The organism is Marinobacter sp. CP1 (assembly GCF_001266795.1).
Taxonomy (GTDB): domain Bacteria; phylum Pseudomonadota; class Gammaproteobacteria; order Pseudomonadales; family Oleiphilaceae; genus Marinobacter; species Marinobacter flavimaris.
On record NZ_CP011929.1, the window covers coordinates 543,082 to 567,064 of the forward strand.

Sequence of the window (23,983 nt, forward strand, 5' to 3'; positions counted from 1 at the left end):
GTTGATTCAGAAATCGCCAAACATGACAGCGGTCAGCACGAAATCCAGCCCCAGCACCGCCAGCGATGAGTACACCACGGTCTTGGTGGTCGCCGAGCTGATCCCTGCCGATGTCGGCACACAGTCATACCCCTGGTAGACCGCAATCCAGGCGCAGACAAAGCCGAAAACAACGCTCTTGATGACACCGTTCAGGACATCATCAACAAAATCCACCGACGACTGCATATTGCCCCAGAAGGAGCCTTCGAACACGCCCAGCCAGTCTACACCCACCAGCATACCGCCCCAGATGCCGACCACCGAGAAAATGACCGCCAGTACCGGCATGGCGATAAACCCGGCCCAGAGGCGGGGCGCAATGACGCGCCGAAGCGGGTCCACACCCATCATTTCCATGCTAGACAGCTGCTCGGTGGCTTTCATCAGGCCTATTTCCGCTGTCAGCGCCGAACCGGCCCGGCCCGCGAAGAGCAACGCGGTTACCACCGGCCCGAGTTCGCGCACCAGGGTCAGGGCAATCATCTGGCCGATAGCGGCCTCGGAACCGTAATCACTCAGAATTGTATACCCCTGCAGCCCCAGCACCATGCCAATAAACAGGCCAGAAACCACGATAATGGCCAGGGACAGAACGCCAACGGCGTACAGCTGCTTCACCAGAAGGGGGAAACCGGTCGCCGGCCTGGGCACACCGCCCAGAACGCCTGCAAGGAAACGGCCTGAACGGCCGAATGACGAGACGATATCAAGACCGAGCCGCCCGAATGCCGCAATTCTGCCAATCAAGACACACCCCCGGACAACCCAAAGTCCTGGGCGGCGCCCTCGGCCGGGTAGTGAAACGGCACCGGGCCATCCGGCTGCCCCTGGAGAAACTGCTGGACCTTCCCGGAAGGATGCGCCCGGAGCTCTTCAGGCGTGCCCTCCCCGATCACCTTGCCGTCCGAGATGATGCAGGCGTAATGGCAAATGCTCAGGGATTCGGGCACATCGTGGGAAACCAGAACGCTGGTCAGCCCCATGGAGCTGTTCAGATCGCGGATCAGCTTTACCAGAACGCCCATGGCAATCGGGTCCTGGCCGGCGAACGGCTCGTCGTACATGATCAGCTCGGGATCCAGGGCAATACTTCGGGCAAGAGCAACCCGGCGGGTCATACCTCCGGACAGTTCCGACGGCATCAGTTGGCGTGCGCCTCGCAATCCGACGGCTTCAAGCTTCATTAGCACGACATCACGAATCATGTCTTCCGGCAGCTTTGTGTGCACCCGCAACGGGAAGGCCACGTTCTCGAACACGCTCAGATCGGTGAACAGCGCCCCACTCTGGAACAGCATGCCCATCTTTTCCCGAAGGCTGTAGAGGGCTTTGCGCTTGAGCTTCGGCACTTCATGGCCGTCCACCACAACACTGCCCGAATCCGGCCTGAGCTGGCCGCCAATAAGGCGAAGCAGCGTGGTTTTCCCGGTTCCGCTGGGCCCCATGATGGCGGTGATTTTTCCGCGGGGGATGTCCAGGCTGACACCGTCGAAGATACGGCGCCCTGAGCGGGAGAACACGACGTCCTTGAGCGATATGTAAGCCGGTGAATTCATAGTCCTTACCTTTCAAAGAGGGGCTACATTATGCCAAGGAGCGCGCAAGCTCAATCCAAAGTGCCCAAAATGTACTGATAGCAATGATCAGTTTGACTGAACTTTCGGTAACCGGGCATCGTTGCCGGGTGAAAATGGTATACTCTGCCCAACATTTACAACGTCCCGACAGCCAGGCCCAAAGCCCGATGACCGAACAGACTCCCAGCGATTTCCGATCTTCTGCCATCCGCGCCATCCGCATTGAGCGCGACGCCATTGATGCCCTTGAAGGCCGAATCGACGACCAGTTCACGCGGGCCTGCGAAGTTATCATGAACTGCAAGGGCCGCGTGGTTGTGACCGGCATGGGAAAATCCGGCCACATTGGCAACAAAATTGCCGCCACCCTGGCCAGCACTGGAACGCCATCGTTTTTCGTGCACCCGGGCGAGGCAAGCCACGGTGACATGGGTATGATCACCTCCCAGGATGTGGTCATCGCCATTTCCAACAGCGGCAACACCAGCGAGGTGGTCACCATTCTGCCGTTGATCAAACGCATGGGCGCTCCGCTGATCAGCATGACCGGCAATGCCAGCTCCACACTGGCCCGGGAAGCCGTCGCCAATCTGGACGTCAGCGTTATGGTGGAAGCCTGCCCACTGGGTTTGGCGCCCACCTCCTCCACAACGGCCACCCTGGTGATGGGCGATGCCCTCGCCGTTGCACTCCTTGAGGCCCGGGGCTTCAGTGCCGAGGATTTCGCTATCTCTCACCCCGGCGGCAGCCTCGGGCGTCGGCTGCTGCTCAGGGTCTCCGACATCATGCACAGCGGTGATCAGATTCCAGTCGTCAACGAGGATACCCCCTTGAGCGGTGCTCTTCTTGAGATGTCCCGAAAGGGTCTCGGTATGACCACCGTCGTCAATGATAAAGGCACTCTTACCGGAATATTTACGGACGGTGACCTTCGACGGACTCTGGATCGATCGGTGGACATTCACAATACGCCCATCAACGAGGTCATGACCCGGCATGGTAAAACGATCCAGGCCGATCATCTGGCGGCGGAAGCGCTGAACATAATGGAGGAGATGAAGATCAACGCCCTCCCCGTTACTGACGACCAGGGGGGTCTGATTGGCGCCATCAATATGCACGACCTGCTGCGTGCCGGCGTTATCTAGGGGCTATGAGGAGCTGTTTGATATGAAGCACCAATGGCCGGATTCCCTGTTGGCAAAGGCCGTAAAGATCCGCCTGATCGCACTGGATGTCGACGGCATCATGAGCGACGGCAAGCTTTATTTCAGCGCCACTGGTGATGAGCTCAAGGCTTTTAACATTCTGGATGGCCTGGGTTTGAAACAACTGATGGCAGCCGGGATTACCGTGGCCGTGATCACCGGACGAAAGTCCCCCCTGACCGAGAAGCGCATGCGGGATCTTGGCATTCCCCACCTGATGCAGGGGCGAGAGGACAAGAAGGTAGCCCTTCAGGAACTGGTCAGCACCATGGATATCAGCCCCGAGGCCATCGCATACATGGGGGACGATCTGCCAGATCTCCCGGCACTGAGGTTCGCCGGACTGGGCATCACCGTGCCCAACGGTTACTGGCTGGTGCAGCAGCATGCCGACTACTGCACCATTGCCCGGGGCGGCGAAGGGGCGGTCCGCGAAGCCTGCGACTTGCTGCTGACGGCCCATGGCAGGCTTGACGCAGCACTTGCCCCCTATCTGGAGCCCGAGGCATGAACTGGCTGCTGGACAGACCCTGGCTGCGAGCACTGGCACTGGCTGCTACCGTGGTGGCAGCCGTATTCCTGCTCTGGCGCAGCGATGAACCCCCTGTGATTGATGACGAGGCAGCGGCCCTACGGGGAGACGCCGAACCAGACGGTTTCGTGGTGAATGGTCAGTACACCTCCTTCGATGAAGCGGGCAATCTCAAGATCCGGTTTTCCAGCCCCCGAATTGAGCAGTTCGAGGAAGGCAACCTGGCCACCATGGAATCTCCCCGGGCCGAGCTGTACGGGGACCAGGAGGCCCTGCCGTGGATTGTCGAGGCCGACAATGGCAGCTTGCTGCAAAACCAGAATCTGGTGTACCTGACGGACAATGTCCGGGTTCAGCGCACGATTGGCGAACGGGACGCCGTCCTGACAACATCAAGCCTGACCCTGGATAACGACCGGGGCATGGTATATACAGACGCGCCCGTAGAAATACGTGATGTTACCGGCATAACCCGGGCCACGGGCATGAAAGCGTGGATAGACGAACGAATTCTGGAACTGAACTCCCAGGTGGAAGGACTCTATGAAACCGGAAACTAACCGATACCGGCGCCTGATGGCTGCCCTGCTAACGGTCGTGATGATCGGCCCGGCGGCTGCATTTGACCTTGATTCTGACACTCCTATCAAGGTCACCGCAGATACCGCCCGCCTGGATGACGGCCAGGGCATTGCCACCTACACCGGCGCTGTGGAACTTGAGCAGGGCAATACCCGCCTGACTGCCGAGCGGGTCGTCCTGTACCGGACCGAGGACGGCCTGAGCCGGATCGAAGCCTCTGGTACGCCCGCTATATACCGTCAACCGGCGCGCGAGGGGGAAGGCGAAACCGATGCCCGTGCCCTGAACATTACCTGGTCTGCCACCGACAGCCAGCTGACCTTTGAACGGGAAGCAGTCATCGAGCAGAATGGCAACCTGTTCCGGGGTGATGTCATTCATTATGATACCGTCGGCCGGGTTGTCACCGCTGAGGGCGGCGCAGACACCGGCGAGGGCAGCGGCCGGGTAGAGATGGTGATTCAGCCACGCAGTACAGACAGACAGGGATCCGATGGCAGTTCTGAGAGCCAGTAACCTGGCAAAGAGTTACAAACAGAAAAAAGTGGTGATCGACGTTTCCCTGGAAATCCGCAGTGGGGAAATTGTCGGGCTGCTTGGTCCCAACGGTGCCGGGAAAACCACCTGCTTCTATATGATCGTTGGGCTCGTCCCCGCTGATCGCGGGCGGATCACGATCGACAGCCGGGATATCACCCCCCTGCCCATGCATGGTCGGGCCCGCCAGGGCATCGGTTACCTGCCCCAGGAAGCCTCGGTCTTCCGCAAACTGTCCGTACGCGACAACATCATGGCCATCCTCGAAACCCGGCCGGGGCTGGGCAAGGCAGAGCGGGAGAAGAAGCTCGAGGGTTTATTGGAAGAATTCCACATCACCCATATCCGGGACAGTGTTGGCATGGCATTGTCCGGCGGTGAACGCCGACGGGTGGAGATTGCCCGGGCACTGGCCATGGAGCCGGCTTTTATCCTGCTGGATGAACCCTTCGCCGGTGTGGACCCCATATCCGTCAGTGACATCAAACACATCATCCGGCACCTTCGGGACAAAGGCATTGGCGTTTTGATCACCGACCACAACGTGCGTGAGACCCTGGACATCTGCGAGAATGCCTACATTGTTTCCGGCGGCCACATCATCGCCTCCGGCAATGCCGACGCCATCCTGGCCAACCAGCAGGTCAAGGAAGTCTATCTCGGCGACGAATTCAGACTCTGACACCCAATGGCTGATTGTTTTGATGATCTGTAGCAAGTAAACTCGGCAAAGAACTTGCTAGGGTAAATTAAAATCACGGCAAGTAACCGGCATATAAAGATTTTTTCACGACTTATGACACAACGCGCTGATGAGTGACGGATCCTGAACCATGGTTATGAAAGCCTCCTTACAGTTAAAGCTGGGTCAAAGCCTGACCATGACGCCCCAGCTGCAACAGGCGATCCGGCTTCTCCAGCTCTCCACTCTCGACCTCCAGCAGGAAATCCAGCAGGCACTGGAATCCAACCCCATGCTGGAGACCTCCGAGGACGATGACCAGACCGACGCAGCCAGCGAAAACGACGAGCGCGAGGCCAACGCCACCGAGTCCGCCGCTGAAGCTGCCCCGGAACCGGCCAGCGACTGGGATGAATCCGAGAACGGCCCGGACTGGTCCTCGGAGAACGAGATTCCTGACAACATTCCGGACGATCTGCCGGTTGATACCGCCTGGGACGACATCTACCAGTCCGCACCAGCGCCGGCAGCCCGCAACGACGACGAAAACGATCACGATTTCGAAACCCGTAATTCCCCGACCGAAACGCTTCAGGATCACCTGGAATGGCAGCTCAATCTGACGCCCCTCAGTGAACGGGACCAGGCCATTGCCCATGCCCTGATGGATGCAGTGGACGAACGGGGCTATATCACCAGCCCGCTGGAGGAAATCCACGCCGGACTGCTGGATGAGAACGATGAAGACCCCCTTGAACTGGATGAAGTGGAAGCCGTGCTTCACCGCCTGCAACACTTTGATCCGCCCGGCGTGTTTGCCCGGGACCTACAGGAATGCCTGCTGATCCAGCTCAACCAGCTGCCGCCGGAAACACCCTGGCTGGCCCAGGCACGCCTTGTAATTACCCATTACATCAACCTGCTGGGCAACCGCGATTACGCCCAGTTGCTGCGCCGCAGCCGCCTGAAAGAAGACCAGTTGCGGGATGTCCTGGCGCTGATCACCGGCCTGAATCCGCGGCCGGGCGATGTCATTGACCGGGCCGAACCCGATTATGTGATTCCGGACGTGATCGTTCGCAAACACAATGGCCGCTGGCGTGTTGAGCTGAATCCTGAAATTGCACCGCGCATCCGGGTCAATGCCAGCTATGCTTCACTTATAAGGCGTGCGGACAGCAGCGCAGACAACACCTACCTGCGCGACCAGTTGCAGGAGGCCAAGTGGTTCATCAAGAGCCTGCAGAGCCGCAATGAGACCTTGCTGAAAGTCGCGACCCGTATTGTCGAGCACCAGCAGGGATTCCTGGATCACGGTGAAGAAGCCATGAAACCGTTGATTCTTTCAGACATCGCCCAGGCGGTAGAGATGCATGAATCGACCATTTCACGGGTAACCACCCAGAAATACATGCATACCCCCCGTGGCATTTTCGAGCTGAAGTACTTCTTCTCCAGCCATGTCAGCACTGACGAGGGTGGAGAATGCTCCTCCACGGCCATACGCGCGATGATCAAGAAGCTGATTGCGGCGGAAACGCCCAAAAAGCCGTTGAGCGACAGCAAAATTGCAGCCATGCTAGGGGAACAGGGTATCAAGGTTGCGCGACGCACCGTTGCCAAGTACCGGGAGGCCATGCACATTCCGCCGTCCAACGAGCGCAAGCGGCTGGTCTGAATACCCGGGGGCCGGGACGCAACACCGTATTCGCCGGCGCATAATGCGCCAGCACCCAGACCGGCTCCCGGGAGCCGGCACGATGACAACAGGAGACGCCTATGCAACTCAATATTTCAGGCCATCACGTAGAACTGACTCCCGCACTGAAGGATTATGTTTCAGAGAAGTTCGAGAAGCTCGAGCGTCACTTTGACCACATCAGTAACTGCCAGGTGACCCTGGAAGTGGAAAAGGTGCGCCAGATTGCGGAAGCCACGTTGCATGTGGTTGGTGGTGAGATTCACGCAAAGGCAGAAAATGAGGATATGTACGCAGCCATCGATGCCCTGATCGACAAGCTTGACCGTCAGATCCTCAAGCACAAGGAAAAGAATGTAGACCGGATGCACGGAAACGGCTCTCGCTAACTGACTGTTTTCATGCAATTCATCTAATCGAGCTGCGACATGAGTAACGTGTCGCAGCCTTTTTTTTAACGGAAACGCAGTCGATCCATGAGCGACACATCCCTGACCATAGAGAACATTCTTGCTCCGGAGCTCACCCTCTGCAGGGTAGCTGCGTCCAGCAAGAAACGGGCCCTGGAGTTTATTGCCGAGCAGATAAACCATCAGGACAACACGCTCAGCGAGACCCAGCTCTTCAACAACCTGATTTCCCGCGAGCGCCTGGGCAGCACCGGCATTGGCCAGGGAATCGCCATTCCCCACTGCCGTCTGGAAGGACTTGATCACGTGGTGGGCGTGCTGATGACGCTGGAAGAAAGCGTCGAATTCGATGCTATCGACAATCAGCCGGTGGATCTGATTTTCGCCCTGATCGTCCCGAAGGAAGCAACGAGCGAACACCTGGAGCTGCTCAGCCAACTGGCTGAAAAGTTCAATGAGCGGTCGTTCTGTGATCGCCTCCGGCAATCCGAGGACGCCAGCACGCTGTACCAGCGCATGACCGCCTCAGGCGGCTGATATTCACTGCAGTGGAGGTAAGGTGGTCATGAAGCTGATTATCGTCAGTGGCAGGTCCGGTTCGGGCAAGAGTACCGCACTTCATGTGCTGGAGGACCTCGGGTTTTATTGCATCGACAATCTTCCTATTGGCCTGCTCTTCCCCCTCACACGGGAAGCCGCCAGCCAGACCAGGCCTGGTCGACTGGGCAAGATGGCCGTCAGTATCGATGCGCGGAACCTTTCCGGCGAGCTGGCCAATTTCGAGGAGATCTACCGGCGCCTCCAGGAAACCGGGGTTACCGTTGAAATCATCTTCCTGGACGCCGACGAGCAGTCGCTTCTGCAGCGTTTTCACGCCACCCGCAGAAAGCATCCGTTGAGTGACGACAGGACCTCTCTCCGGGAAGCCATTACCAGCGAGAAGAAACTGCTGGAGCCCCTCTCCAAGCTTTCCGATCTTTACGTAAATACCACCGGCATGTCCATGTACGAGCTGCGGGACATGGTCAAGCAGCGCGTGGTCGGTCGAAAAGATCAGGAACTGGCTCTCCTGTTTCAGTCATTCGGCTTCAAACACGGCGTGCCGCTGGATTCCGACTACGTTTTCGATGTCCGCTGCCTGCCCAACCCCTACTGGGATACCAGCCTCCGCAAGTATGTCGGGACGGATCAGCCGGTTATCGAGTTTCTGGAAAAAGAACCGGCAAGCCGGAAGATGATCGAGGACCTGAAATCATTTCTGGATACCTGGCTGCCCTCCTTTGCAGACAGTAACCGCAGCTATATGACCATTTCCATTGGCTGTACCGGCGGCCAGCACCGGTCGGTGTATGTGTGCGAGCAGTTGGGTGAGTACTTCCGGCAACGGTACAGCAATGTGCAAGTGCGGCACACCGAGCTGCCACACCTGCAGACCCGGGAAGAGATCTGATCAAGCCATGATTCGCCGCCCCATTACCATCATCAACAAACTGGGCCTGCATGCGCGCGCCACTGCGAAGCTGGTCAACACGGCATCGGAATACGACAGCAGCGTGCGTATCAGCGGCAAAGGCCGGGATGTGGACGCGAAGAACATCATGCAGGTGATGATGCTGGCCGCCAGCAAAGGAACCGATGTGGAGCTCATTGCCGACGGACCGGATGAGGAACAGGCCATCGAAGCATTGGTGGAACTGATTAACGACTATTTCGGTGAGGGTGAGTAAAATAAACACATGACCGATATTCTGGAAAAAAGCCAGGCCCGCCAGCGTCTTCGTTCCCTGAGCGAAGCGCTGGACAGTGGCGCACTGAAGCAGGTTGCCCGCATCCTGAACGGTGGCCTGAGCCCCAGTGATATTGCCCATTTGCTGGAGTCCTCACCGCCCCGGCAGCGGGCCCTGCTGTGGAACCTGGTGGACAAAGACCTCGAAGGCGAGGTTCTCCAGTATCTCAGTGATGATATCCGAGGCTACTTCCTGAGCCAGCTGAACGCTCAGGAACTGGCGGACATCATCGAGGATTTCGAGTCAGACGACCTGGCCGACCTGCTGCAGCAGCTGCCGGATACGGTCATCCAGGAAGTCCTGGAGACCATGGACGAGCAGGACCGGCAACGGGTGGAGGAAGTTCTCTCCTATCCGGAGGACACCGCCGGCGGTCTGATGAACACGGACACCATTACGGTGCGCCCGGACATCAGTATCGATGTTGTGCTCCGCTACCTTCGCAGGCACCGCACCCTGCCACCCATGACCGACAGCCTGATCGTGGTCAGCCGCCGGGACGATTTCATTGGCATGCTGCCCATCACGAAAATGCTGGTCTCCAACCCCGCCTCCACCGTGCGGGAAGTCATGGATACCGACATCGAGCCCATTCCCGTGAGCCTCTCCGACACCAAGGTAGCGACATTGTTTGAACGCTACGACCTGATCTCGGCGCCGGTGGTAAACGAGGAGGGCCGCCTGCTGGGTCGGATCACCATCGATGACGTGGTTGACGTTATCCGGGAGGATGCGGACCACTCACTGATGAGTATGGCGGGTCTGGACGAAGACGAGGACACCTTTGCGCCGGTGTGGAAAACCACCCGTCGCCGTGCCGTCTGGCTGGGCATCAACCTGATTACGGCACTGACCGCCTCCGCCGTCATCGGGCTATTTGAAGACACGATCGCCAAAGTGGTGGCGCTCGCAGTGCTGATGCCAATTGTTGCCAGTATGGGCGGCATTGCTGGTAGTCAGACGCTTACACTGGTGATTCGCGGTATGGCCGTGGGGCAGATCAGCGGCGCCAACGTAGGCTGGCTGCTGAACCGGGAATTTCTGTCAGGGATACTGAACGGCCTGCTCTGGGCCGCCGTGGTGGCGGGTGCAGCCATGCTCTGGTTCCAGGATGTGATGATCGGCGCGATCATTGCTGCCGCGCTGGTGATCAATCTTGTCGCCGCAGCGCTGGTTGGCACGGTTCTGCCACTGTTTCTCAAATCTCGCAATATTGATCCGGCCCTGGCAGGCAGCGTGATTCTCACGACTGTGACCGATGTAGTCGGGTTCATGGCCTTTCTTGGCCTCGCGACGATTTTCTACGCTTAAGCGGATCTCGGATTTATGAAAGACCATCAAGACAACGACGCGCCGGAATACGACGGCCCGAGCAAATCCCAGCTGAAACGGGAAATGCATGCCCTGCAGGATCTGGGCAAGCGGATGCTGGACCTGAGCAACGATCAGCTGGAAACCTTGCCAATCAGCGAGACCCTCCGCGCCGCGATCGAGGAATCCCGCCGTATCCGCCAGAACGAGGCCAAACGACGGCACCTGCAATACATCGGTAAGGTCATCCGACAGGAAGATGATCCTGAAGCCCTGGCGAAAGCCATCGACGCCTTCGATGCCGGTAGCGAAGAACACACCCGCAGACACCACCTGGCGGAACGCTGGCGGGACCGGATGATTGCCGAAGGCGATTCCGTTGTTGGCGAGTTCTTCAGCTACTGCCCCACTGCCGATATGCAGCACCTGCGAAACCTTGCTCGAAACGCCCGAAAAGACGTCGAAAAACAGAAGAACACCGGCCAGGCCCGGAAACTGTTCCGTTATCTCAGGGAGTGCATCGATGACGCCGAGGCCATGTGAGCCGTTGGTTCAACCTTTGAGCCGGCGGTGCTCCCACACCGGCATCCGGGCGCGCAGATTGGCTACCTGATCGGCGTCCAGTTCGGCGGTGACCAGGCCCGGGCCTTCCCCCATTTCCGTCACGATCCGCCCCCAGGGATCACAGATCAGGCTGTGGCCATAGGTGCGACGGCGCTCGCTGTTCTGGCCACCCTGGCCAGGTGCCACTAACCATACCTGGTTCTCGATCGCGCGGGCCCGGATCAGGGGGTACCAGTGGGCATCACCGGTCTGCCAGGTGAAAGCGCTCGGAAGGCAAATCCAGTCGACATCCTGCTCACGCAGCAGCCTGAACAGCTCCGGAAAGCGAAGATCGTAGCAGATCGCCAACCCCAGCTTGCCCGCGGGCGTATCCACGGTCACTATCTGTTCGCCGGGCTCGAAGGTGTCCGATTCACGGTATTGACCATGGGCGTCTTCCACCATGGCATCAAACAGGTGAATCTTGTCGTAACGGGCAACTTCCTCACCCTGGTCATCAAAGACAATGCAGGTTGCCCTGACCCGATCCTCCAGATCTGAGCCGTCCGGTCGTTTGGCCACGGGCATCGATCCGCCAACGATCCAGAGCCCCAGTTTCCGGGCCTGTTCGGCCAGGAAGGTTCTTATGACAGGCTCGGCCCCCGCCTCCTGGCGACCACGATCAATCATCTGACTGGTGGCCAGAACCGCAAAATTCTCAGGCAGTACGGCGACCGAGGCGCCCTGCTCGGCAGCCCGGGCCAGCAGCTGTTCCGCTTCGCGCAGATTGGCGTCAATGTCATGACCGCTGACCATCTGGATGGCTGCGACCCGGTTGGAAACACGCTTGTTCATGACTGCCTCCGATATTGCCAAACAGAAAAGTTATTCGCCGGTGTCAAAAACCCGTTGCAGATTCACTTCCGGCTCGTCCCATGAGCCGGTCACGCTGTAGGTTGCGCTTGTCAGCCTGCTCAAAGGATCGCCCAGAATCTTGTCCAGCACAAACAAGGCGCCGCCGATCGGCGCACCGGCACCCATGAGCAGCGCCGCCAATGGCAGATTCTGAGTCAGGGGCAACACAACCACAAGCCGCATATCCAGCTCCTCGCTGGCCATATTGGTCGTGCCACTGAGTTTGAAGGCGCCGGATGGGCCCACTATTTGCAGTTCGGGATCCATGGTCAGCAAGCCATTGATGATCTGCGCCTTGCCCGAGATCGCGTCGAATGCCACCCCACGCTCATACAGATCGGAAAAGTCGAGCTTCAACCGGCGCCATAGGGTGTCAGAGTTCAGCAGATTGAACACCCGGAACAGTTGCGCCGTGTTGTTTCGCTCCAGGATCACACCCTCATCCAGCCTTAGACTGACCGAGCCACTGAGCTCCGGTATGGAAAGCTCATCCGGACGGCCGGGCCAGTCCAGATCCAGCTCTATGTTGGTCCCCTCGTTAGTGACCGGCATTTCAGTGTCGAGGAGCTCGTTCAGATCCGCGAGCGCACCCCCGCTGATGGAACCTGTAAACCGGCTGGTTTCCCGGTCTCCGACGATGCTCCAGCTCATGTCGCCCAGCAGTGTCAGGGAATTCAGGCGCCCCTCGATGTCATTTACCTGCAACCGAAAAGGTTCGGGGCGGAGCCGGAAGGCCCACTGTCCCAACGATTCGTCGTTCAGTTGCAGTTCCGCAATCGAGACATCGATATCCGGCCAGTTTCCCATATCCAGCGCGCGGAACGCCTCAAGCTGCTCTTCGAGGGTGAGTAATTCCGGCGAATCCTCAGGGGGTGTTTCACTGCGCACGAGCCGTAACACCTGAAAATCGGCCTTCACCGTGTCGCCATTTTGCGGAATTGTCAGTCGGCCTTCGGCGCGTTGCGAGCTGGTGGTCACCACCCACCGGTCACCAAGATCGAGGGCATTGATATCAATATCGTTCAACACCTGCGGGCCAAGGTGCAGGCGGCCAAGACGCAAATCAAACCCGGTCTCTTTCCATAACAGATCGAACGTTGCGCGGTTTTCCCAGTCGCCCGTAATGCCAAGCCCGCCGGCGGCCGAGGGATTGATGGTTGCCCGCAGCGGTGCTGCCTCATCCGCCGTTTTTGACAGTGGCTCCGGCCAGTCAACCGCCAGCCCCTCAAGAGTGGACCGCACGCGGATGCCCGACGTTGAATCCGATCCCACGTCCAGGTCCGCGGTATAGGTAACATTGCCCTGCAAACCAAAACCCGAACTGGTCTCAAGTCCCGCCTGCTCAAACACCCCGGGCACCGGTAGCGTTCCCGACTGCCGGATGGTAAGGGCATTGCCCGCCCGGGACTTGCTGAAGGCAATGGTTACCGGTTCATCGAAAAATTCGGCAGTCAAAGGGCCACCGGAGAAGCCGTTTTCGCTGTGGTAGGTCAGTTCACCCTGAACCGACCGCCAGGCCAACCCTGCCGAGGGGTAGGAGACGGTGCCTTCCTGTGCGGCAATTTTTGCCTCAACCACGGTTGGCTGCTCCGTCCCCAATGGCAAGTCGACACCAAGGTCCAGCTGATACTCACCACCATATTCAAGCTTCTGGGCCTCTGTGCCTGCCATATCACCCAGGGGGCTATTTTCCATCCAGAACCCGACCGATTCGCCGGGCACCCGTGCCGAGGTATCCACCCTTATCCGTGTGCCTTGATCGGAGGGCTCCACGCGAACCGTCCCGGGATCGAGATCCAGGCCACCGGTCTGACCTGCTTCGAGTCGAACCAGCGTGTCGCCATTGTGAACCCTGACACTGCCCCGGGCACCTGTGACCTCCGGCCAGGCGTCATCGTAGCGGACAGATGCCTGATCGAATTCATAGATCATTGAGGTGACGAAGGAGCCCCGGGGTGCACCAAAACCTATCTGACCATGGCCGAAAAACGTCCCTGAGGTAATATCGGCCTCGAGAATGGCGGTCGTGAGCCAATCGTACAAACCGGGGTTTACCGCCTTAACCGGAACGAAATCTGCCAGCATGTCGGCGTTGCCGTTTTTCACCGACACTTTGAGCCCCAGATTGTCTTCACCCTCTCGATCCATCCTGAGGTCAAAAGCACCGTCCAGTTCGGTGGCCTCGCCGTAACGCATCCGTACGCCATCCGAAAACACACGGGTAATAGCGCCATCCAGCAGCCAGGCCACTTCGCCCTCAAGTACGGGGAATGACCAGGCGCCCCCGAAAAGCTGGGGAAAATCCAGAGAAACGGGCGACTCGCCGGCGGCAATCCGGACATAGCCTCGTTGCCGGTCCAGAGCGATGTCTCCGTTTACAGAGGTAACGCCGGGCGCGCCGCCGTGGGCCCGAACACTAACGTCACGCAACCGGCCGGAAAGCTGAAAGTCTTCCGGGGCGCCCTCGGGGAAGAAGATTCTCAACTGGTCCAGAAAGCCACCGGGCCTATAGTCCTGAAGGGCCCGGAGTGCACGCTCCGGCAATAACGGAAGCCGCGCAGCGAGGCGACGTGTGGGCGCTAGCGGAAGGGCGTCGGCAATGACGGACATGCCTCCCTCCGACGGCGCCAACCTCAGACTGAAAGGTGAAACCACATCGCCGTCCCAGGTCCACTGGAGCTGCTTCAGATGCCACTCGCCAAGGGCGAAGGCCCCGGATTCGACCACAGTCTCGTCGGTCATCACCGTATCGTGGCGACGCCAGCCAAATCTCGCGCGGATGTCTTCCAGTGGCGCCAGGGATTGAGAGCCTACACCCAACTGCAGATAGGGGGTCCGCACCGTACCGGTCACCTGTTGCAGCAAACCGTTGCGGAACGTAAGCCAGGCTTCACCACCAAGATCGAAGCCTTCCACCCGGAGGGATCGCCACTGGTACTCGTCAACCAGTCCGTCGAACAGCCGGCCGGAATCGACGCCAAGGTACAACTGGCCGGTAAAGTCACCCCGGAAAAAATGCTGGCCCACGAGGGCAAAACTGGCCAGCTGCTGGGTAGTACCAGACTGCATGGCACGGCCGGATGCGTGGAACAATCCACGGCGGTAGTCGAGATCCAGCTGGGGGATATCCAGGTGGCGCAGGTTGCCCTGGTTATCCCGGATACCAAGATTGACGCGGGTAATCTTGACGTAAGGATCAGAGAGCCAGTCACCGGCAAGCTCCAGCCACTCCTGCAACTGATTGCTGACCGGTTCCGGTATTTCTGCGCCTCTCACCGCGACATCACCGCCGCGCTCCTGATTCACGGTCAGTTCCAGACCGTCTGCCTGGAAGTCCTCAAAGACAATCCTCAGACGCATCAGCGAGGCCAGTGCAGCAAAGCGGATATTCAGATGCTGAAGGTTGGCAACGACAATTCCGGTGTCAGGGTGAGTGACCTGAATGTCGCTGGCCGTAAAGGCGGGGTCGAGCCAGTACCACTGGGATGAAAGGCCACCGATGCTGACATCATGGCCCAGTCGGTCTGACAGCTCACGAGCCAGATCATCGCGAAAGCTGTCCACATTCTGGGTCAGTTGGCGGCCAAGACCGGCGTATAAGGCCAGCAGCACCAGAAGTGTCAGCAGCATCCACCAGATCAGGCTGGCGAGCCGCGCCAAAAGCCGAACCGGAGGGCTCTCGGGCAGGTTCTCCGGAAGCGGCGGTTCGTGGTCAGCGGAGGACATTCAGACCCCTTAACCCGGTAACCGGCGCAGTTTCCCGGCATCAGAGCAGAACAACATCATACTGCTCCTGGCTGTAGAAGGGCTCCACCTGGAAGCGAATGGTCTTGCTGATGAAGGTTTCAAGATCGGCCACGTTATCGGATTCCTCATCCAGCAGGCGATCCACCACGCTCTGGGAGGCCATCACCAGATAGCTCTCGGCATCATAGGCGCGATTAACCCGGAGAATTTCCCGGAAAACCTCATAGCAAACGGTCTCGGTGGTTTTCAGAAAACCCCGTCCATCGCAGATGGGGCAAGGTTCGCAGAGCACCTGACCAAGGCTCTCGGTGGTTCGTTTGCGGGTCATTTCCACCAGGCCCAACTCGGAGACGCCGGTGATCTTGGTCTTGGCGTGATCCCGCTCCAGCATCTTCTCCAGCATCCGGTGGACCTGGCGCTGGTGCTCGGGATCTTCCATGTCGATAAAATCGATGATGATAATGCCGCCCAGGTTTCGCAGGCGCAGCTGACGACTGATGGCCCGAGCCGCTTCCAGGTTGGTCTTGAAGATGGTTTCTTCCAGATTCCGGTGCCCGACGAACGCCCCGGTATTGATATCAATCGTGGTCATGGCTTCGGTCTGGTCGATAATCACATAACCACCGGACTTGAGCTGGACCTTTCGGCTCAGGGCCTTCTGGATTTCGTCCTCGACCGAGTAGAGGTCAAATATAGGGCGCTCGCCCGGGTAGTACTCGACCTTGTCGGCAAATTCCGTAACGAACTCCTCGACAAACTCCATCACCCGCTGATGACTCTCGCGGCTGTCGATACGCACCTTTTCGGTCTGGGGCCGGATCAGGTCACGGATGGTGCGAATGAACAACGGCAGATCCTGATACACAACCGCCGGCGCCTGAACCCGGGCAATTCGCTCGTGTATGGACTGACTTAACCGGTGCAGATAAGCCATGTCGCCAATCAGATCCTCAGGTGACGCCGCTTCCGCGGCCGTCCGGATAATATAGCCGCCCTGAACATCCGGATCCTCGGCGGCGGCCTCCTCAACGAGCGTTTTCAGCCGGGCCCGCTCGGTGTCGTCCTCAATTCGCTGCGAAATACCAACGTGGCTAACGCCTGGCATAAACACCAGATACCGCGACGGAATTGAAAGCTGGGTGGTCAGGCGGGCCCCCTTTGTACCGATCGGATCCTTGGTAACCTGGACGACCAGTGACTGCCCTTCCCGAAGCAGGCTTCGAATATCGGGAACGGTTTTGGGAATATCGGCGGGCTCATCGCCATTGGACTGACTCGGAACCACATCGGACGCATGAATGAATGCGGCCCGTTCCAGACCAATATCGACGAACGCCGCTTCCATGCCCGGTAGAACGCGCACCACCTTGCCCTTGTAGATGTTGCCGACAATGCCTTTCCTGCTGGTGCGCTCTATATAGGCTTCCTGCAGCATGCCGTTTTCAACCAGGGCCACCCTCGTTTCCACCGGGGTGACGTTGATCAGAATCTCTTCGCTCATAATGTTTGGCTCTCCAGACTGCGCGGCCAGTTTTTCCAGACCGGGTAACCGGCACCAGCCAGCAATGCGGCGGTTTCCTGCAGCGGCAGACCAACCACGGCACTGTAGCTACCCCGGAGCTCATTAACAAAAATACCACCAAGGCCCTGAATTCCATAACTCCCGGCCTTGTCCATGGGTTCGCCGCTGGCCACATAGGCGTCGATCTCTGCGCTGGAAAGCTGCCTGAAACAAACTTCGGTGATGACCAGAACAGACTGGCATTGCCCTTCTGAGGCCAACGCCACGGCAGTCATGACTTGATGAGTGGCGCCGGAGAGGCGGGCCAATGTTTCCCGGGCTTCGGTGAAGTCTGACGGCTTACCGAGTATCTCGCCATCGAGCACCACCGATGTATCCGACCCAAGTACCAGGCATTCCGGTGAGGACCCAGCCACAACCAGCGCCTTCTCCCGGGCCAAACGTTCCACATAGCGTTCCGGGGATTCATCGGGCTCCGGTGTTTCGTCGATGTCCGCCGGACGAACCGAAAAATTCAGGCCGATTTGCTGCAACAGCTCCGCCCGGCGCGGCGAAGCCGAGGCGAGAATGATTGATGGCATGGCTAACCCAGTTTGCGGTTAATGTTGTCCAGCAGGATACAGAATACCGGCCATACCAGGGCGCTGGTCAGGGCCGGCCAGAGGTAGCTGAAGCCAGCATCATCAGCCCCCAGCAATTGCTTTACAAAATGCACCAGCATCTGATTGATGCCCAACAACAGGAACACCATCAGGCACTGCTGGGGCATTGGATACATGCGCAAACGCTGGTGGATAGTAAGCACCAGAAAAGCGATCAAGGCCATCGCCATGGCATTCACGCCAAGAGGCGTGGCTTCCAGCACATCCAGAAGCAGGCCCAGACACCAGGCCAGCAGGATGCCGAACTGGGCCGGAGCCCGGAATGTCCAGTAGAAAACAACCAGCCCCAACCACTCCGGGCGGAACTCGAACCAGCCCACAGGAAACAGGGAAATACTGAACACCAGGGCAACGATCACGGAAAGCACAAAGACCGGATAGCTGATTACGGACAACATCAGTCCTGCCCTCCCTGGCTGGCATCTTCGGCGACGTTGGCAGCGGATGCGTCCTCACCCTCGTCGGTTTCGATCGGCGCGGCATTTTCCGCAGGGAATACTACCAGCACCAGACGGCTCTGGTTGAGTTGCGCCTTGGGTGTGGCTTCAATGGAGACAAAAGGTTCGCCCGGCTCTTTGGATATTCGACTGACTTCCGCGACCGGGTAGCCCCTCGGAAAACGGCCACCAAGACCGGAACTGACGAGCAGGTCGCCCTCGCGAATATCCGCCGTATCCGGCACATGAACGAGATCCAGGGTATCCGTATCGCCGGTACCCAGCAGGATGGCGCGCAAACCGTTACGCACAACCTCCACCGGAACGGCGTGGCTGCTGTCGGAGACGAGCAAGACGCGGGAGGTAATCTGGCTGCTCTGCACCACCTGGCCCATCAGACCATGGGCGTCCAGAATGGCCTGGCCCGGCGACAAGCCGTCACTGCGCCCTTTGTTGATAATAATTTCGTGGGAAAAGGGATCCGGGGAGACACCGACCACCTCGCCAACGATGACGCGGTCATCCAATACTTCTGATGAGTTCATCAGGCGGCGCAGCTCGTTGTTCTCGGAAGCAAGCGCGGCGTATTTCAGGGCGCGACGCTCGAGGATCAGCAAACGAGCCCGGAGATCTTCATTCTCTTCCTGAAGATCCTGTTTATTTTCAAACAGCCCGGCGAACCAGTCGGAAAATTCGTAGGGCGCATTCCCCAGCCAGTACACGGGTGCCAGACCGGTTGCAATGGTACTTCGCACCGTTGAGAGCTTGTCGAAACGCGCATCGGCAACCACCAGGGCTGCCGATACGAGAAGAACAATGAGGAGTCTGAAGCCGGGAACAGGCCCCTGGACAAAGATGGTTTTAATGGCGAGCCCTCCCCACAGGATTATCCCTCCTGGGAGAACATTCCGATGCCACCCCGGTCAATCACTTCCAGCGCCTTGCCGCCACCACGGGCCACACAGGTCAGCGGGTCTTCAGCGATAATCACCGGCAGGCCGGTTTCCTCGCTGATCAGTTTGTCCAGCCCGCGCAGCAGTGCGCCGCCGCCGGTCAGAACAATACCGCGCTCGGCAATGTCGGACGCCAGCTCGGGCGGAGACTGTTCCAGAGCACTCTTGACGGTCTGAACGATCTGCGCCAGGGATTCCTGCAGCGCGTCGAGAATCTCTTCGCTGTTGAGGGTAAATGCCCGGGGCACACCTTCGGCGAGGTTGCGACCGCGCACATCGATCTCGCGGATTTCGAGGCCTTCGTATGCGCAACCGATTTCGTGCTTGATACGCTCGGCGGTAGAATCACCGATCAGGCTGCCGTAGTTGCGACGCACGTAGGTTACGATGGCTTCGTCGAATTTGTCACCGCCCACCCGCACAGACTCTGCGTAAACGATGCCATTCAGGGAAATAATGGCGATCTCGGTGGTACCACCGCCGATGTCCACGATCATGGAGCCGCTGGCTTCTTCAACCGGCAGACCGGCACCAATGGCGGCGGCCATGGGCTCTTCGATCAGGAAGACTTCCCGGGCGCCGGCGCCAAGCGCGGACTCTCGAATGGCCTTGCGCTCTACCTGGGTAGACTTGCTGGGCACGCACACCAGTACTCTCGGGCTCGGGGTAATGAAGCTGTTCTCATGCACCTTATGAATAAAGTGCTGGAGCATTTTTTCGGTTACCACAAAATCTGCAATCACGCCGTCCTTCATGGGGCGGATCGCGGTGATGTTGCCCGGGGTACGGCCGAGCATGCGCTTGGCTTCAGCGCCAACAGCGGCAACCATTTTCTGGGAATTGTTGGTGCGAATGGCCACTACCGAGGGCTCGTTCAGCACGATTCCGCGCTCACGCACGTAGATCAGGGTGTTGGCGGTGCCCAGGTCGATGGACAGATCGCTGGAGAAGATGCCTCGGAGTCTTTTTATCAACATTCGTGTAGTTTCAACCTGAGAGTTGCAGTCGCAAAGAAAAGATGCGGCAACTTTAGCAGTGAGCACCCCTGCAGGCAAGGCGCTAACGGGCCTCAAGCCTTACGGTTCACACATTTACCTTATGGGCTGGGGCCTCCCGCCATTGTTCGAATCTGTTACCATGGTCCACCTGATTTTCCGGCTTCGGTGTAGGGCCGCTCGGAGATCCCTTTTCAAAACACGCTACGAGCACGTCCATGTGCGCTTGTTTCGGGCCATCCTTGGCCCTCTACAGTTTTGAAAAGGGATCTCCGAACGTCCCCGCAGTTCAGAGCGGCCCTCTTTTTTCAAAACATTTATTAATGACATTTCATTTATCTGGGAGGCAATGCGTGACCATTTCCCGTGAGGACATTGAGAAAGTCGCTGTGCTCGCCCGCATTCGTGTGGATGACGAGCAGGTTTCGGCTCTGGAGAAGGATCTGGGCAACATCCTGGATCTGGTGGATCAGTTGGGTGCTGCCGACACCGATTCGGTTGAGCCCATGGCCCATCCGCTGAATGCAGTGCAGCGCCTGCGCGCTGACGAGGTAACCGAGACCAATCAGCGTGAGGCGTTCCAGGCGATTGCGCCGGCTACCGAGAACGGGCTTTATCTGGTTCCCAGAGTGATTGAGTGAAAGGACAAGTCATGCATAACAAATCCGTAGCAGAGCTTTCCCGGGAGCTGGAGAGCGGCCAGGTTTCCAGCGTGGAGCTGACCCAGGAGTTCCTCGACCGCATCAAGCGGGAAGATTCGAAGTACAACAGCTTTATTACCGTGACCGAAGAGCAGGCCCTGGCCGATGCCCGGGTCGCGGATGACCAGCGTGCGGCGGGGAATGCGACGCCCTGGACGGGGATCCCGTTTGCGCACAAGGACATTTTCTGTACCAACGGCGTTCGGACCACTTGCGGTTCGAAGATGTTGGAGAACTTTGTTCCGCCTTATGATGCCACCGTTACGGCGAATTTCCGCCAGGCCGGTGCGGTGTGCCTGGGCAAAACCAACATGGACGAGTTCGCCATGGGGTCGTCCAACGAGAACAGTTATTTTGGCGCAGTGACCAACCCCTGGGGCCTGAGTGAAGGCAACAAGCGGGTGCCGGGCGGTTCGTCTGGCGGGTCGGCTGCGGCGGTTGCCGCTCGACTGATTCCGGCGGCTACCGCCACGGATACAGGCGGCTCGATCCGTCAGCCGGCGGCACTGTGTGGTGTTACTGGCCTGAAGCCGACTTATGGCCGGGTGTCCCGGTACGGGATGATTGCCTTTGCGTCCAGTCTCGACCAGGGCGGCACTATTGCCCGGAGCGCAGAGGACAATGCACTGATGCTGAATGTGATGGCAGGTTTTGATCCGAAGGACTCAACGTCGATTGACCGCGAGGTGCCGGATTACACGGCCACACTGAACGAGCCGCTGAAAGGTCTGAAGATCGGCCTGCCGAAGGAGTACTTCAGCGACCAGCTCAGCCCGGCGATGGAGCAGCAGGTTCGCAACGCGGTAACCGAATACGAAAAACTGGGCGCCACGGTTAAAGAGGTGTCGCTGCCGAACGCAAAGCTGGCGATTGCGGCCTATTACGTGATTGCGCCGGCAGAAGCCTCCGCCAACCTGTCTCGTTTTGACGGGGTGCGTTATGGCTACCGCTGTGAAGATCCGAAGGATCTGATGGATCTGTACACCCGCTCCCGGGCGGAGGGTTTTGGTGCCGAGGTGAAACGTCGGATTCTCGTGGGCACCTACGCCCTCTCCGCCGGCTATTTCGATGCCTATTATCTCAAGGCCCAGAAGGTTCGGCGGCTGATTCAGCAGGATTTCATCAATGCCTTCAAGGAAGTGGATGTGCTGATGAGCCCGACCACGCCCTCGCCGGCCTTCATCCAGGGCGAGAAGACCAGTGACCCGGTGACCATGTACCTGGAAGACGTATTCACCATCGCCATCAACCTGGCGGGCGTTCCGGCCATGTCGGTACCGGCTGGTTTCGTCGACGGTCTTCCAGTGGGTTTGCAGATCATCGGGGATTATTTCTCCGAGGCGCGTCTGCTGAACGCCGCCCATCAGTTCCAGCAGGTGACCGACTGGCACCAGCGTGAACCGCAATAAGCCCGGGACAGGCCCCTTACAGGAGAGAGCAACTATGCAGTGGGACATTGTGATCGGGCTGGAAATTCACGTTCAGCTCGCCACCAAGACCAAGATTTTTTCCGGCTCCAGCACCTCTTACGGCGCCGAGCCCAACACCCAGGCCAACGCGGTTGACCTGGCCATGCCCGGCACTCTGCCGGTGCCTAATGAGCAGGCGTTCCGCTATGCGGTGATGTTTGGCCTGGCCGTGAACGCCCAGATCGAGCGCCGTTCGGTATTCGAGCGGAAGAACTACTTTTACCCGGACCTGCCCAAGGGCTACCAGACCACCCAGCTGGAGCGCCCGATTGTCGGCCCCGGTTTCGTGGACATTGATCTGCCGAACGGTGAGACCAAGCGCGTTCGCATTCACCACGCCCACCTGGAAGAGGATGCCGGCAAATCCCTGCATGAGGATTTCCACGGCATGACCGGCGTGGATCTCAACCGGGCCGGCACACCGCTCATTGAGGTGGTCACCGAACCGGATATGAACAACGCGGAAGAAGCCGTCGCCTTCGCGAAGAAGCTGCACAGCATCGTGACATCCCTGGGCATCTGCGACGGCGACATGTCCCAAGGCTCCATGCGTTTCGACGTGAATATTTCGTTGAAACCGAAGGGGTCCGACACTCTGGGCACACGTACCGAAACCAAGAACCTGAACTCGTTCCGGTTCATGGAGCAGGCCATTGCCCACGAAGTTGAGCGGCAAATGGACGTTCTGGAAGACGGCGGCAGCATCGTGCAGGAAACCCGCCTGTATAACGGCGACCGTGACGAATCCCGCTCCATGCGCACCAAGGAAGAAGCCAACGACTACCGCTACTTCCCCTGCCCGGACCTGCTGCCGGTAGAAATCGATGATTCCTTCATTGAAGAAGCCCGCAACAGTCTCCCGGAACTGCCGGACGCCCGCAAAGTCCGCTTTATGGACCATTACGGCCTGAACGACTACGACGCCAGCCTGCTCAGCGGCGACTCAAAACTGGCCACGTTCTTTGAAGAAGCGGCCAGCCAGGGCAAAGACGCAAAGCTGGTCGCCAACTGGATCCAGGGCGAATTCTCTGCGCGCCTGAATGCAGAGGAGAAATCGGTTGCCGATTCGCCCATCAGCGGTGCTCAGCTGGGCGATCTGGTGGTACGGATTGCCGACAATACGATTTCATCCGCCGGCGCAAAGAAGGTGTTCGAGGCGCTGTGGTCCGGTGAGAACGACAGCGTTGACGCCATCATCGATGCCAAGGGGCTGAAGCAGGTGTCTGACACCGGCGCCCTGGAAGCCATGGTAGACGAGGTTCTGGCGGGCATGCCGGATCAGGTGGCGCAGTATCAGAACGAGGAAGACCCGAAGAAGCGCAAGAAGATGCTTGGGGGTTTCATGGGGCCTCTGATGAAGGCCTCCAAAGGTCAGGGGAATCCCAAGCTGTTTAATGAGATTCTTGTTCGCAAGCTTGGGGGGTGACCCTTTTGGCTTGGGTCGTGGTTTCTGACTGCGGCCCTAGCCTGCTAGCTTGGGGGGACTGCCATGGTGGGTAGAGCCTCCCAAAAAACGCCCGTGAATACATCCCTGTAGGGCTTCGTCGCGCCATCCCTGGCGCTCCAGATTTTTGGGAGGCTCTACCCACCACGGCACTCGAGCTGGCGGCGTGCCCTCGCGAAGACAGGCCATCAAAACAAAATGATAGGTCGATGAGATGGTCTCCTCCCC

The 23,983-nt window shown here is 58.7% G+C and carries 24 protein-coding genes; 15 read left to right on the forward strand and 9 right to left on the reverse strand.

The genetic code is table 11. From position 1 onward, the window contains the following. Positions 1 to 6: 6 nt before the first annotated feature. Both mlaE and ACP86_RS02550 read right to left on the reverse strand, forming a co-directional pair. Complete coding sequence (gene mlaE / locus ACP86_RS02545) at positions 7 to 789, reverse strand: lipid asymmetry maintenance ABC transporter permease subunit MlaE (protein WP_053112674.1); 783 nt, start codon at positions 787 to 789, stop codon at positions 7 to 9. Further along, positions 786 to 1,598 carry an ATP-binding cassette domain-containing protein gene (locus ACP86_RS02550; protein WP_053112675.1) on the reverse strand — a complete coding sequence of 271 codons (813 nt, stop codon included), beginning with the start codon at positions 1,596 to 1,598 and terminating at the stop codon, positions 786 to 788. Before ACP86_RS02550 ends, mlaE begins: the two co-directional genes overlap by 4 nt. 188 nt (positions 1,599 to 1,786) lie before the next feature. On the opposite strand from ACP86_RS02550, the gene ACP86_RS02555 reads away from it, so the two are divergent. The 12 genes from ACP86_RS02555 (at position 1,787) to yjgA (ending at position 10,910) form a co-directional block, all read left to right on the forward strand. After that, positions 1,787 to 2,767, forward strand: a complete 981-nt coding sequence (locus ACP86_RS02555) for a KpsF/GutQ family sugar-phosphate isomerase (protein ID WP_008170168.1) — start codon at positions 1,787 to 1,789, stop codon at positions 2,765 to 2,767. A 22-nt stretch (positions 2,768 to 2,789) separates the two neighbouring features. Then, positions 2,790 to 3,338, forward strand: coding sequence for a KdsC family phosphatase (locus tag ACP86_RS02560; protein WP_008170166.1), 549 nt, complete (start codon positions 2,790 to 2,792; stop codon positions 3,336 to 3,338). Then, positions 3,335 to 3,919, forward strand: coding sequence for an LPS export ABC transporter periplasmic protein LptC (lptC, locus tag ACP86_RS02565; RefSeq protein WP_008170163.1), 585 nt, complete (start codon positions 3,335 to 3,337; stop codon positions 3,917 to 3,919). Before ACP86_RS02560 ends, lptC begins: the two co-directional genes overlap by 4 nt. Then, a complete protein-coding gene (gene lptA / locus ACP86_RS02570; RefSeq protein ID WP_008170160.1) occupies positions 3,903 to 4,457 on the forward strand; it encodes a lipopolysaccharide transport periplasmic protein LptA in 555 nt (184 codons plus the stop codon). The genes lptC and lptA overlap by 17 nt, the downstream gene beginning before the upstream one ends. After that, positions 4,435 to 5,160, forward strand: coding sequence for an LPS export ABC transporter ATP-binding protein (gene lptB, locus ACP86_RS02575; protein ID WP_008170158.1), 726 nt, complete (start codon positions 4,435 to 4,437; stop codon positions 5,158 to 5,160). The genes lptA and lptB overlap by 23 nt, the downstream gene beginning before the upstream one ends. 151 nt (positions 5,161 to 5,311) lie before the next feature. After that, positions 5,312 to 6,838, forward strand: a complete 1,527-nt coding sequence (locus ACP86_RS02580) for an RNA polymerase factor sigma-54 (protein ID WP_176443020.1) — start codon at positions 5,312 to 5,314, stop codon at positions 6,836 to 6,838. Positions 6,839 to 6,939: 101 nt separating this feature from the next. Then, positions 6,940 to 7,248, forward strand: coding sequence for a ribosome hibernation promoting factor (hpf, locus tag ACP86_RS02585; RefSeq protein WP_008170154.1), 309 nt, complete (start codon positions 6,940 to 6,942; stop codon positions 7,246 to 7,248). Positions 7,249 to 7,335: 87 nt separating this feature from the next. Beyond that, positions 7,336 to 7,806 carry a PTS IIA-like nitrogen regulatory protein PtsN gene (gene ptsN, locus ACP86_RS02590; protein ID WP_008170153.1) on the forward strand — a complete coding sequence of 157 codons (471 nt, stop codon included), beginning with the start codon at positions 7,336 to 7,338 and terminating at the stop codon, positions 7,804 to 7,806. 28 nt (positions 7,807 to 7,834) lie between these two features. Next, a complete protein-coding gene (gene rapZ / locus ACP86_RS02595) occupies positions 7,835 to 8,719 on the forward strand; it encodes an RNase adapter RapZ (RefSeq protein ID WP_008170152.1) in 885 nt (294 codons plus the stop codon). A 7-nt stretch (positions 8,720 to 8,726) separates the two neighbouring features. Further along, on the forward strand, positions 8,727 to 8,996 hold the full coding sequence (locus ACP86_RS02600) for an HPr family phosphocarrier protein (protein WP_008170151.1): 270 nt from the start codon (positions 8,727 to 8,729) through the stop codon (positions 8,994 to 8,996). Between the two features lie 9 nt (positions 8,997 to 9,005). After that, positions 9,006 to 10,367 (forward strand): magnesium transporter, encoded by a 1,362-nt coding sequence (gene mgtE / locus ACP86_RS02605; protein ID WP_008170150.1) that lies wholly within the window; start codon positions 9,006 to 9,008, stop codon positions 10,365 to 10,367. A 15-nt stretch (positions 10,368 to 10,382) separates the two neighbouring features. After that, the gene (gene yjgA / locus ACP86_RS02610) at positions 10,383 to 10,910 is read left to right on the forward strand and encodes a ribosome biogenesis factor YjgA (RefSeq protein ID WP_008170149.1); all 528 of its coding nucleotides are present in this window, start codon (positions 10,383 to 10,385) and stop codon (positions 10,908 to 10,910) included. A gap of 9 nt (positions 10,911 to 10,919) precedes the next feature. On the opposite strand, the gene ACP86_RS02615 is transcribed toward yjgA, so the two are convergent. Genes ACP86_RS02615 through ACP86_RS02645 form a run of 7 tightly spaced genes read right to left on the reverse strand, consistent with a single transcriptional unit; the run spans position 10,920 to position 20,120 of the window. Further along, positions 10,920 to 11,765, reverse strand: a complete 846-nt coding sequence (locus tag ACP86_RS02615) for a carbon-nitrogen hydrolase family protein (protein ID WP_008170148.1) — start codon at positions 11,763 to 11,765, stop codon at positions 10,920 to 10,922. 30 nt (positions 11,766 to 11,795) lie between these two features. Next, positions 11,796 to 15,551, reverse strand: coding sequence for a YhdP family protein (locus tag ACP86_RS02620; RefSeq protein ID WP_053112676.1), 3,756 nt, complete (start codon positions 15,549 to 15,551; stop codon positions 11,796 to 11,798). A 40-nt stretch (positions 15,552 to 15,591) separates the two neighbouring features. Beyond that, entirely contained in the window at positions 15,592 to 17,073 is a 1,482-nt protein-coding gene (gene rng / locus ACP86_RS02625; RefSeq protein ID WP_053112677.1) for a ribonuclease G, read from the reverse strand. Next, positions 17,070 to 17,675 carry a Maf family protein gene (locus ACP86_RS02630; protein ID WP_053112678.1) on the reverse strand — a complete coding sequence of 202 codons (606 nt, stop codon included), beginning with the start codon at positions 17,673 to 17,675 and terminating at the stop codon, positions 17,070 to 17,072. The genes rng and ACP86_RS02630 overlap by 4 nt, the downstream gene beginning before the upstream one ends. Positions 17,676 to 17,677: 2 nt before the next feature. Continuing rightward, positions 17,678 to 18,154 (reverse strand): rod shape-determining protein MreD, encoded by a 477-nt coding sequence (gene mreD, locus ACP86_RS02635; RefSeq protein WP_053112679.1) that lies wholly within the window; start codon positions 18,152 to 18,154, stop codon positions 17,678 to 17,680. Further along, positions 18,154 to 19,050 carry a rod shape-determining protein MreC gene (mreC, locus tag ACP86_RS02640; RefSeq protein WP_082220538.1) on the reverse strand — a complete coding sequence of 299 codons (897 nt, stop codon included), beginning with the start codon at positions 19,048 to 19,050 and terminating at the stop codon, positions 18,154 to 18,156. The genes mreD and mreC overlap by 1 nt, the downstream gene beginning before the upstream one ends. A gap of 29 nt (positions 19,051 to 19,079) precedes the next feature. Then, positions 19,080 to 20,120, reverse strand: coding sequence for a rod shape-determining protein (locus ACP86_RS02645; RefSeq protein ID WP_008170134.1), 1,041 nt, complete (start codon positions 20,118 to 20,120; stop codon positions 19,080 to 19,082). A gap of 374 nt (positions 20,121 to 20,494) precedes the next feature. Here ACP86_RS02645 and gatC point away from each other — a divergent pair, with 374 nt between their 5' ends. The 3 genes from gatC to gatB are packed head-to-tail and all read left to right on the forward strand — an operon-like array spanning position 20,495 to position 23,737. Then, entirely contained in the window at positions 20,495 to 20,782 is a 288-nt protein-coding gene (gatC, locus tag ACP86_RS02650; protein WP_008170132.1) for an Asp-tRNA(Asn)/Glu-tRNA(Gln) amidotransferase subunit GatC, read from the forward strand. An 11-nt stretch (positions 20,783 to 20,793) separates the two neighbouring features. After that, on the forward strand, positions 20,794 to 22,251 hold the full coding sequence (gene gatA, locus ACP86_RS02655) for an Asp-tRNA(Asn)/Glu-tRNA(Gln) amidotransferase subunit GatA (protein WP_053112681.1): 1,458 nt from the start codon (positions 20,794 to 20,796) through the stop codon (positions 22,249 to 22,251). Between the two features lie 34 nt (positions 22,252 to 22,285). Next, entirely contained in the window at positions 22,286 to 23,737 is a 1,452-nt protein-coding gene (gene gatB, locus ACP86_RS02660; protein WP_008170130.1) for an Asp-tRNA(Asn)/Glu-tRNA(Gln) amidotransferase subunit GatB, read from the forward strand. The last annotated feature ends 246 nt before the right edge of the window (positions 23,738 to 23,983 follow it).

Excerpts from the sequence above, each read along its gene's own strand:
- gatB (WP_008170130.1), top strand. The coding sequence starts at position 22,286 with ATGCAGTGGGACATTGTGATCGGGCTGGAAATTCACGTTCAGCTCGCC.
- rapZ (WP_008170152.1), top strand. The coding sequence starts at position 7,835 with ATGAAGCTGATTATCGTCAGTGGCAGGTCCGGTTCGGGCAAGAGTACC.
- ACP86_RS02615 (WP_008170148.1), bottom strand. The coding sequence starts at position 11,765 with ATGAACAAGCGTGTTTCCAACCGGGTCGCAGCCATCCAGATGGTCAGC.
- ACP86_RS02630 (WP_053112678.1), bottom strand. The coding sequence starts at position 17,675 with ATGCCATCAATCATTCTCGCCTCGGCTTCGCCGCGCCGGGCGGAGCTG.
- rng (WP_053112677.1), bottom strand. The coding sequence starts at position 17,073 with ATGAGCGAAGAGATTCTGATCAACGTCACCCCGGTGGAAACGAGGGTG.
- ACP86_RS02620 (WP_053112676.1), bottom strand. The coding sequence starts at position 15,551 with ATGTCCTCCGCTGACCACGAACCGCCGCTTCCGGAGAACCTGCCCGAG.
- ACP86_RS02550 (WP_053112675.1), bottom strand. The coding sequence starts at position 1,598 with ATGAATTCACCGGCTTACATATCGCTCAAGGACGTCGTGTTCTCCCGC.
- hpf (WP_008170154.1), top strand. The coding sequence starts at position 6,940 with ATGCAACTCAATATTTCAGGCCATCACGTAGAACTGACTCCCGCACTG.
- lptA (WP_008170160.1), top strand. The coding sequence starts at position 3,903 with ATGAAACCGGAAACTAACCGATACCGGCGCCTGATGGCTGCCCTGCTA.
- gatA (WP_053112681.1), top strand. The coding sequence starts at position 20,794 with ATGCATAACAAATCCGTAGCAGAGCTTTCCCGGGAGCTGGAGAGCGGC.
- mgtE (WP_008170150.1), top strand. The coding sequence starts at position 9,006 with ATGACCGATATTCTGGAAAAAAGCCAGGCCCGCCAGCGTCTTCGTTCC.
- ACP86_RS02555 (WP_008170168.1), top strand. The coding sequence starts at position 1,787 with ATGACCGAACAGACTCCCAGCGATTTCCGATCTTCTGCCATCCGCGCC.
- mreD (WP_053112679.1), bottom strand. The coding sequence starts at position 18,154 with ATGTTGTCCGTAATCAGCTATCCGGTCTTTGTGCTTTCCGTGATCGTT.
- ACP86_RS02580 (WP_176443020.1), top strand. The coding sequence starts at position 5,312 with ATGGTTATGAAAGCCTCCTTACAGTTAAAGCTGGGTCAAAGCCTGACC.
- lptB (WP_008170158.1), top strand. The coding sequence starts at position 4,435 with ATGGCAGTTCTGAGAGCCAGTAACCTGGCAAAGAGTTACAAACAGAAA.
- lptC (WP_008170163.1), top strand. The coding sequence starts at position 3,335 with ATGAACTGGCTGCTGGACAGACCCTGGCTGCGAGCACTGGCACTGGCT.
- ptsN (WP_008170153.1), top strand. The coding sequence starts at position 7,336 with ATGAGCGACACATCCCTGACCATAGAGAACATTCTTGCTCCGGAGCTC.
- ACP86_RS02560 (WP_008170166.1), top strand. The coding sequence starts at position 2,790 with ATGAAGCACCAATGGCCGGATTCCCTGTTGGCAAAGGCCGTAAAGATC.
- ACP86_RS02600 (WP_008170151.1), top strand. The coding sequence starts at position 8,727 with ATGATTCGCCGCCCCATTACCATCATCAACAAACTGGGCCTGCATGCG.
- yjgA (WP_008170149.1), top strand. The coding sequence starts at position 10,383 with ATGAAAGACCATCAAGACAACGACGCGCCGGAATACGACGGCCCGAGC.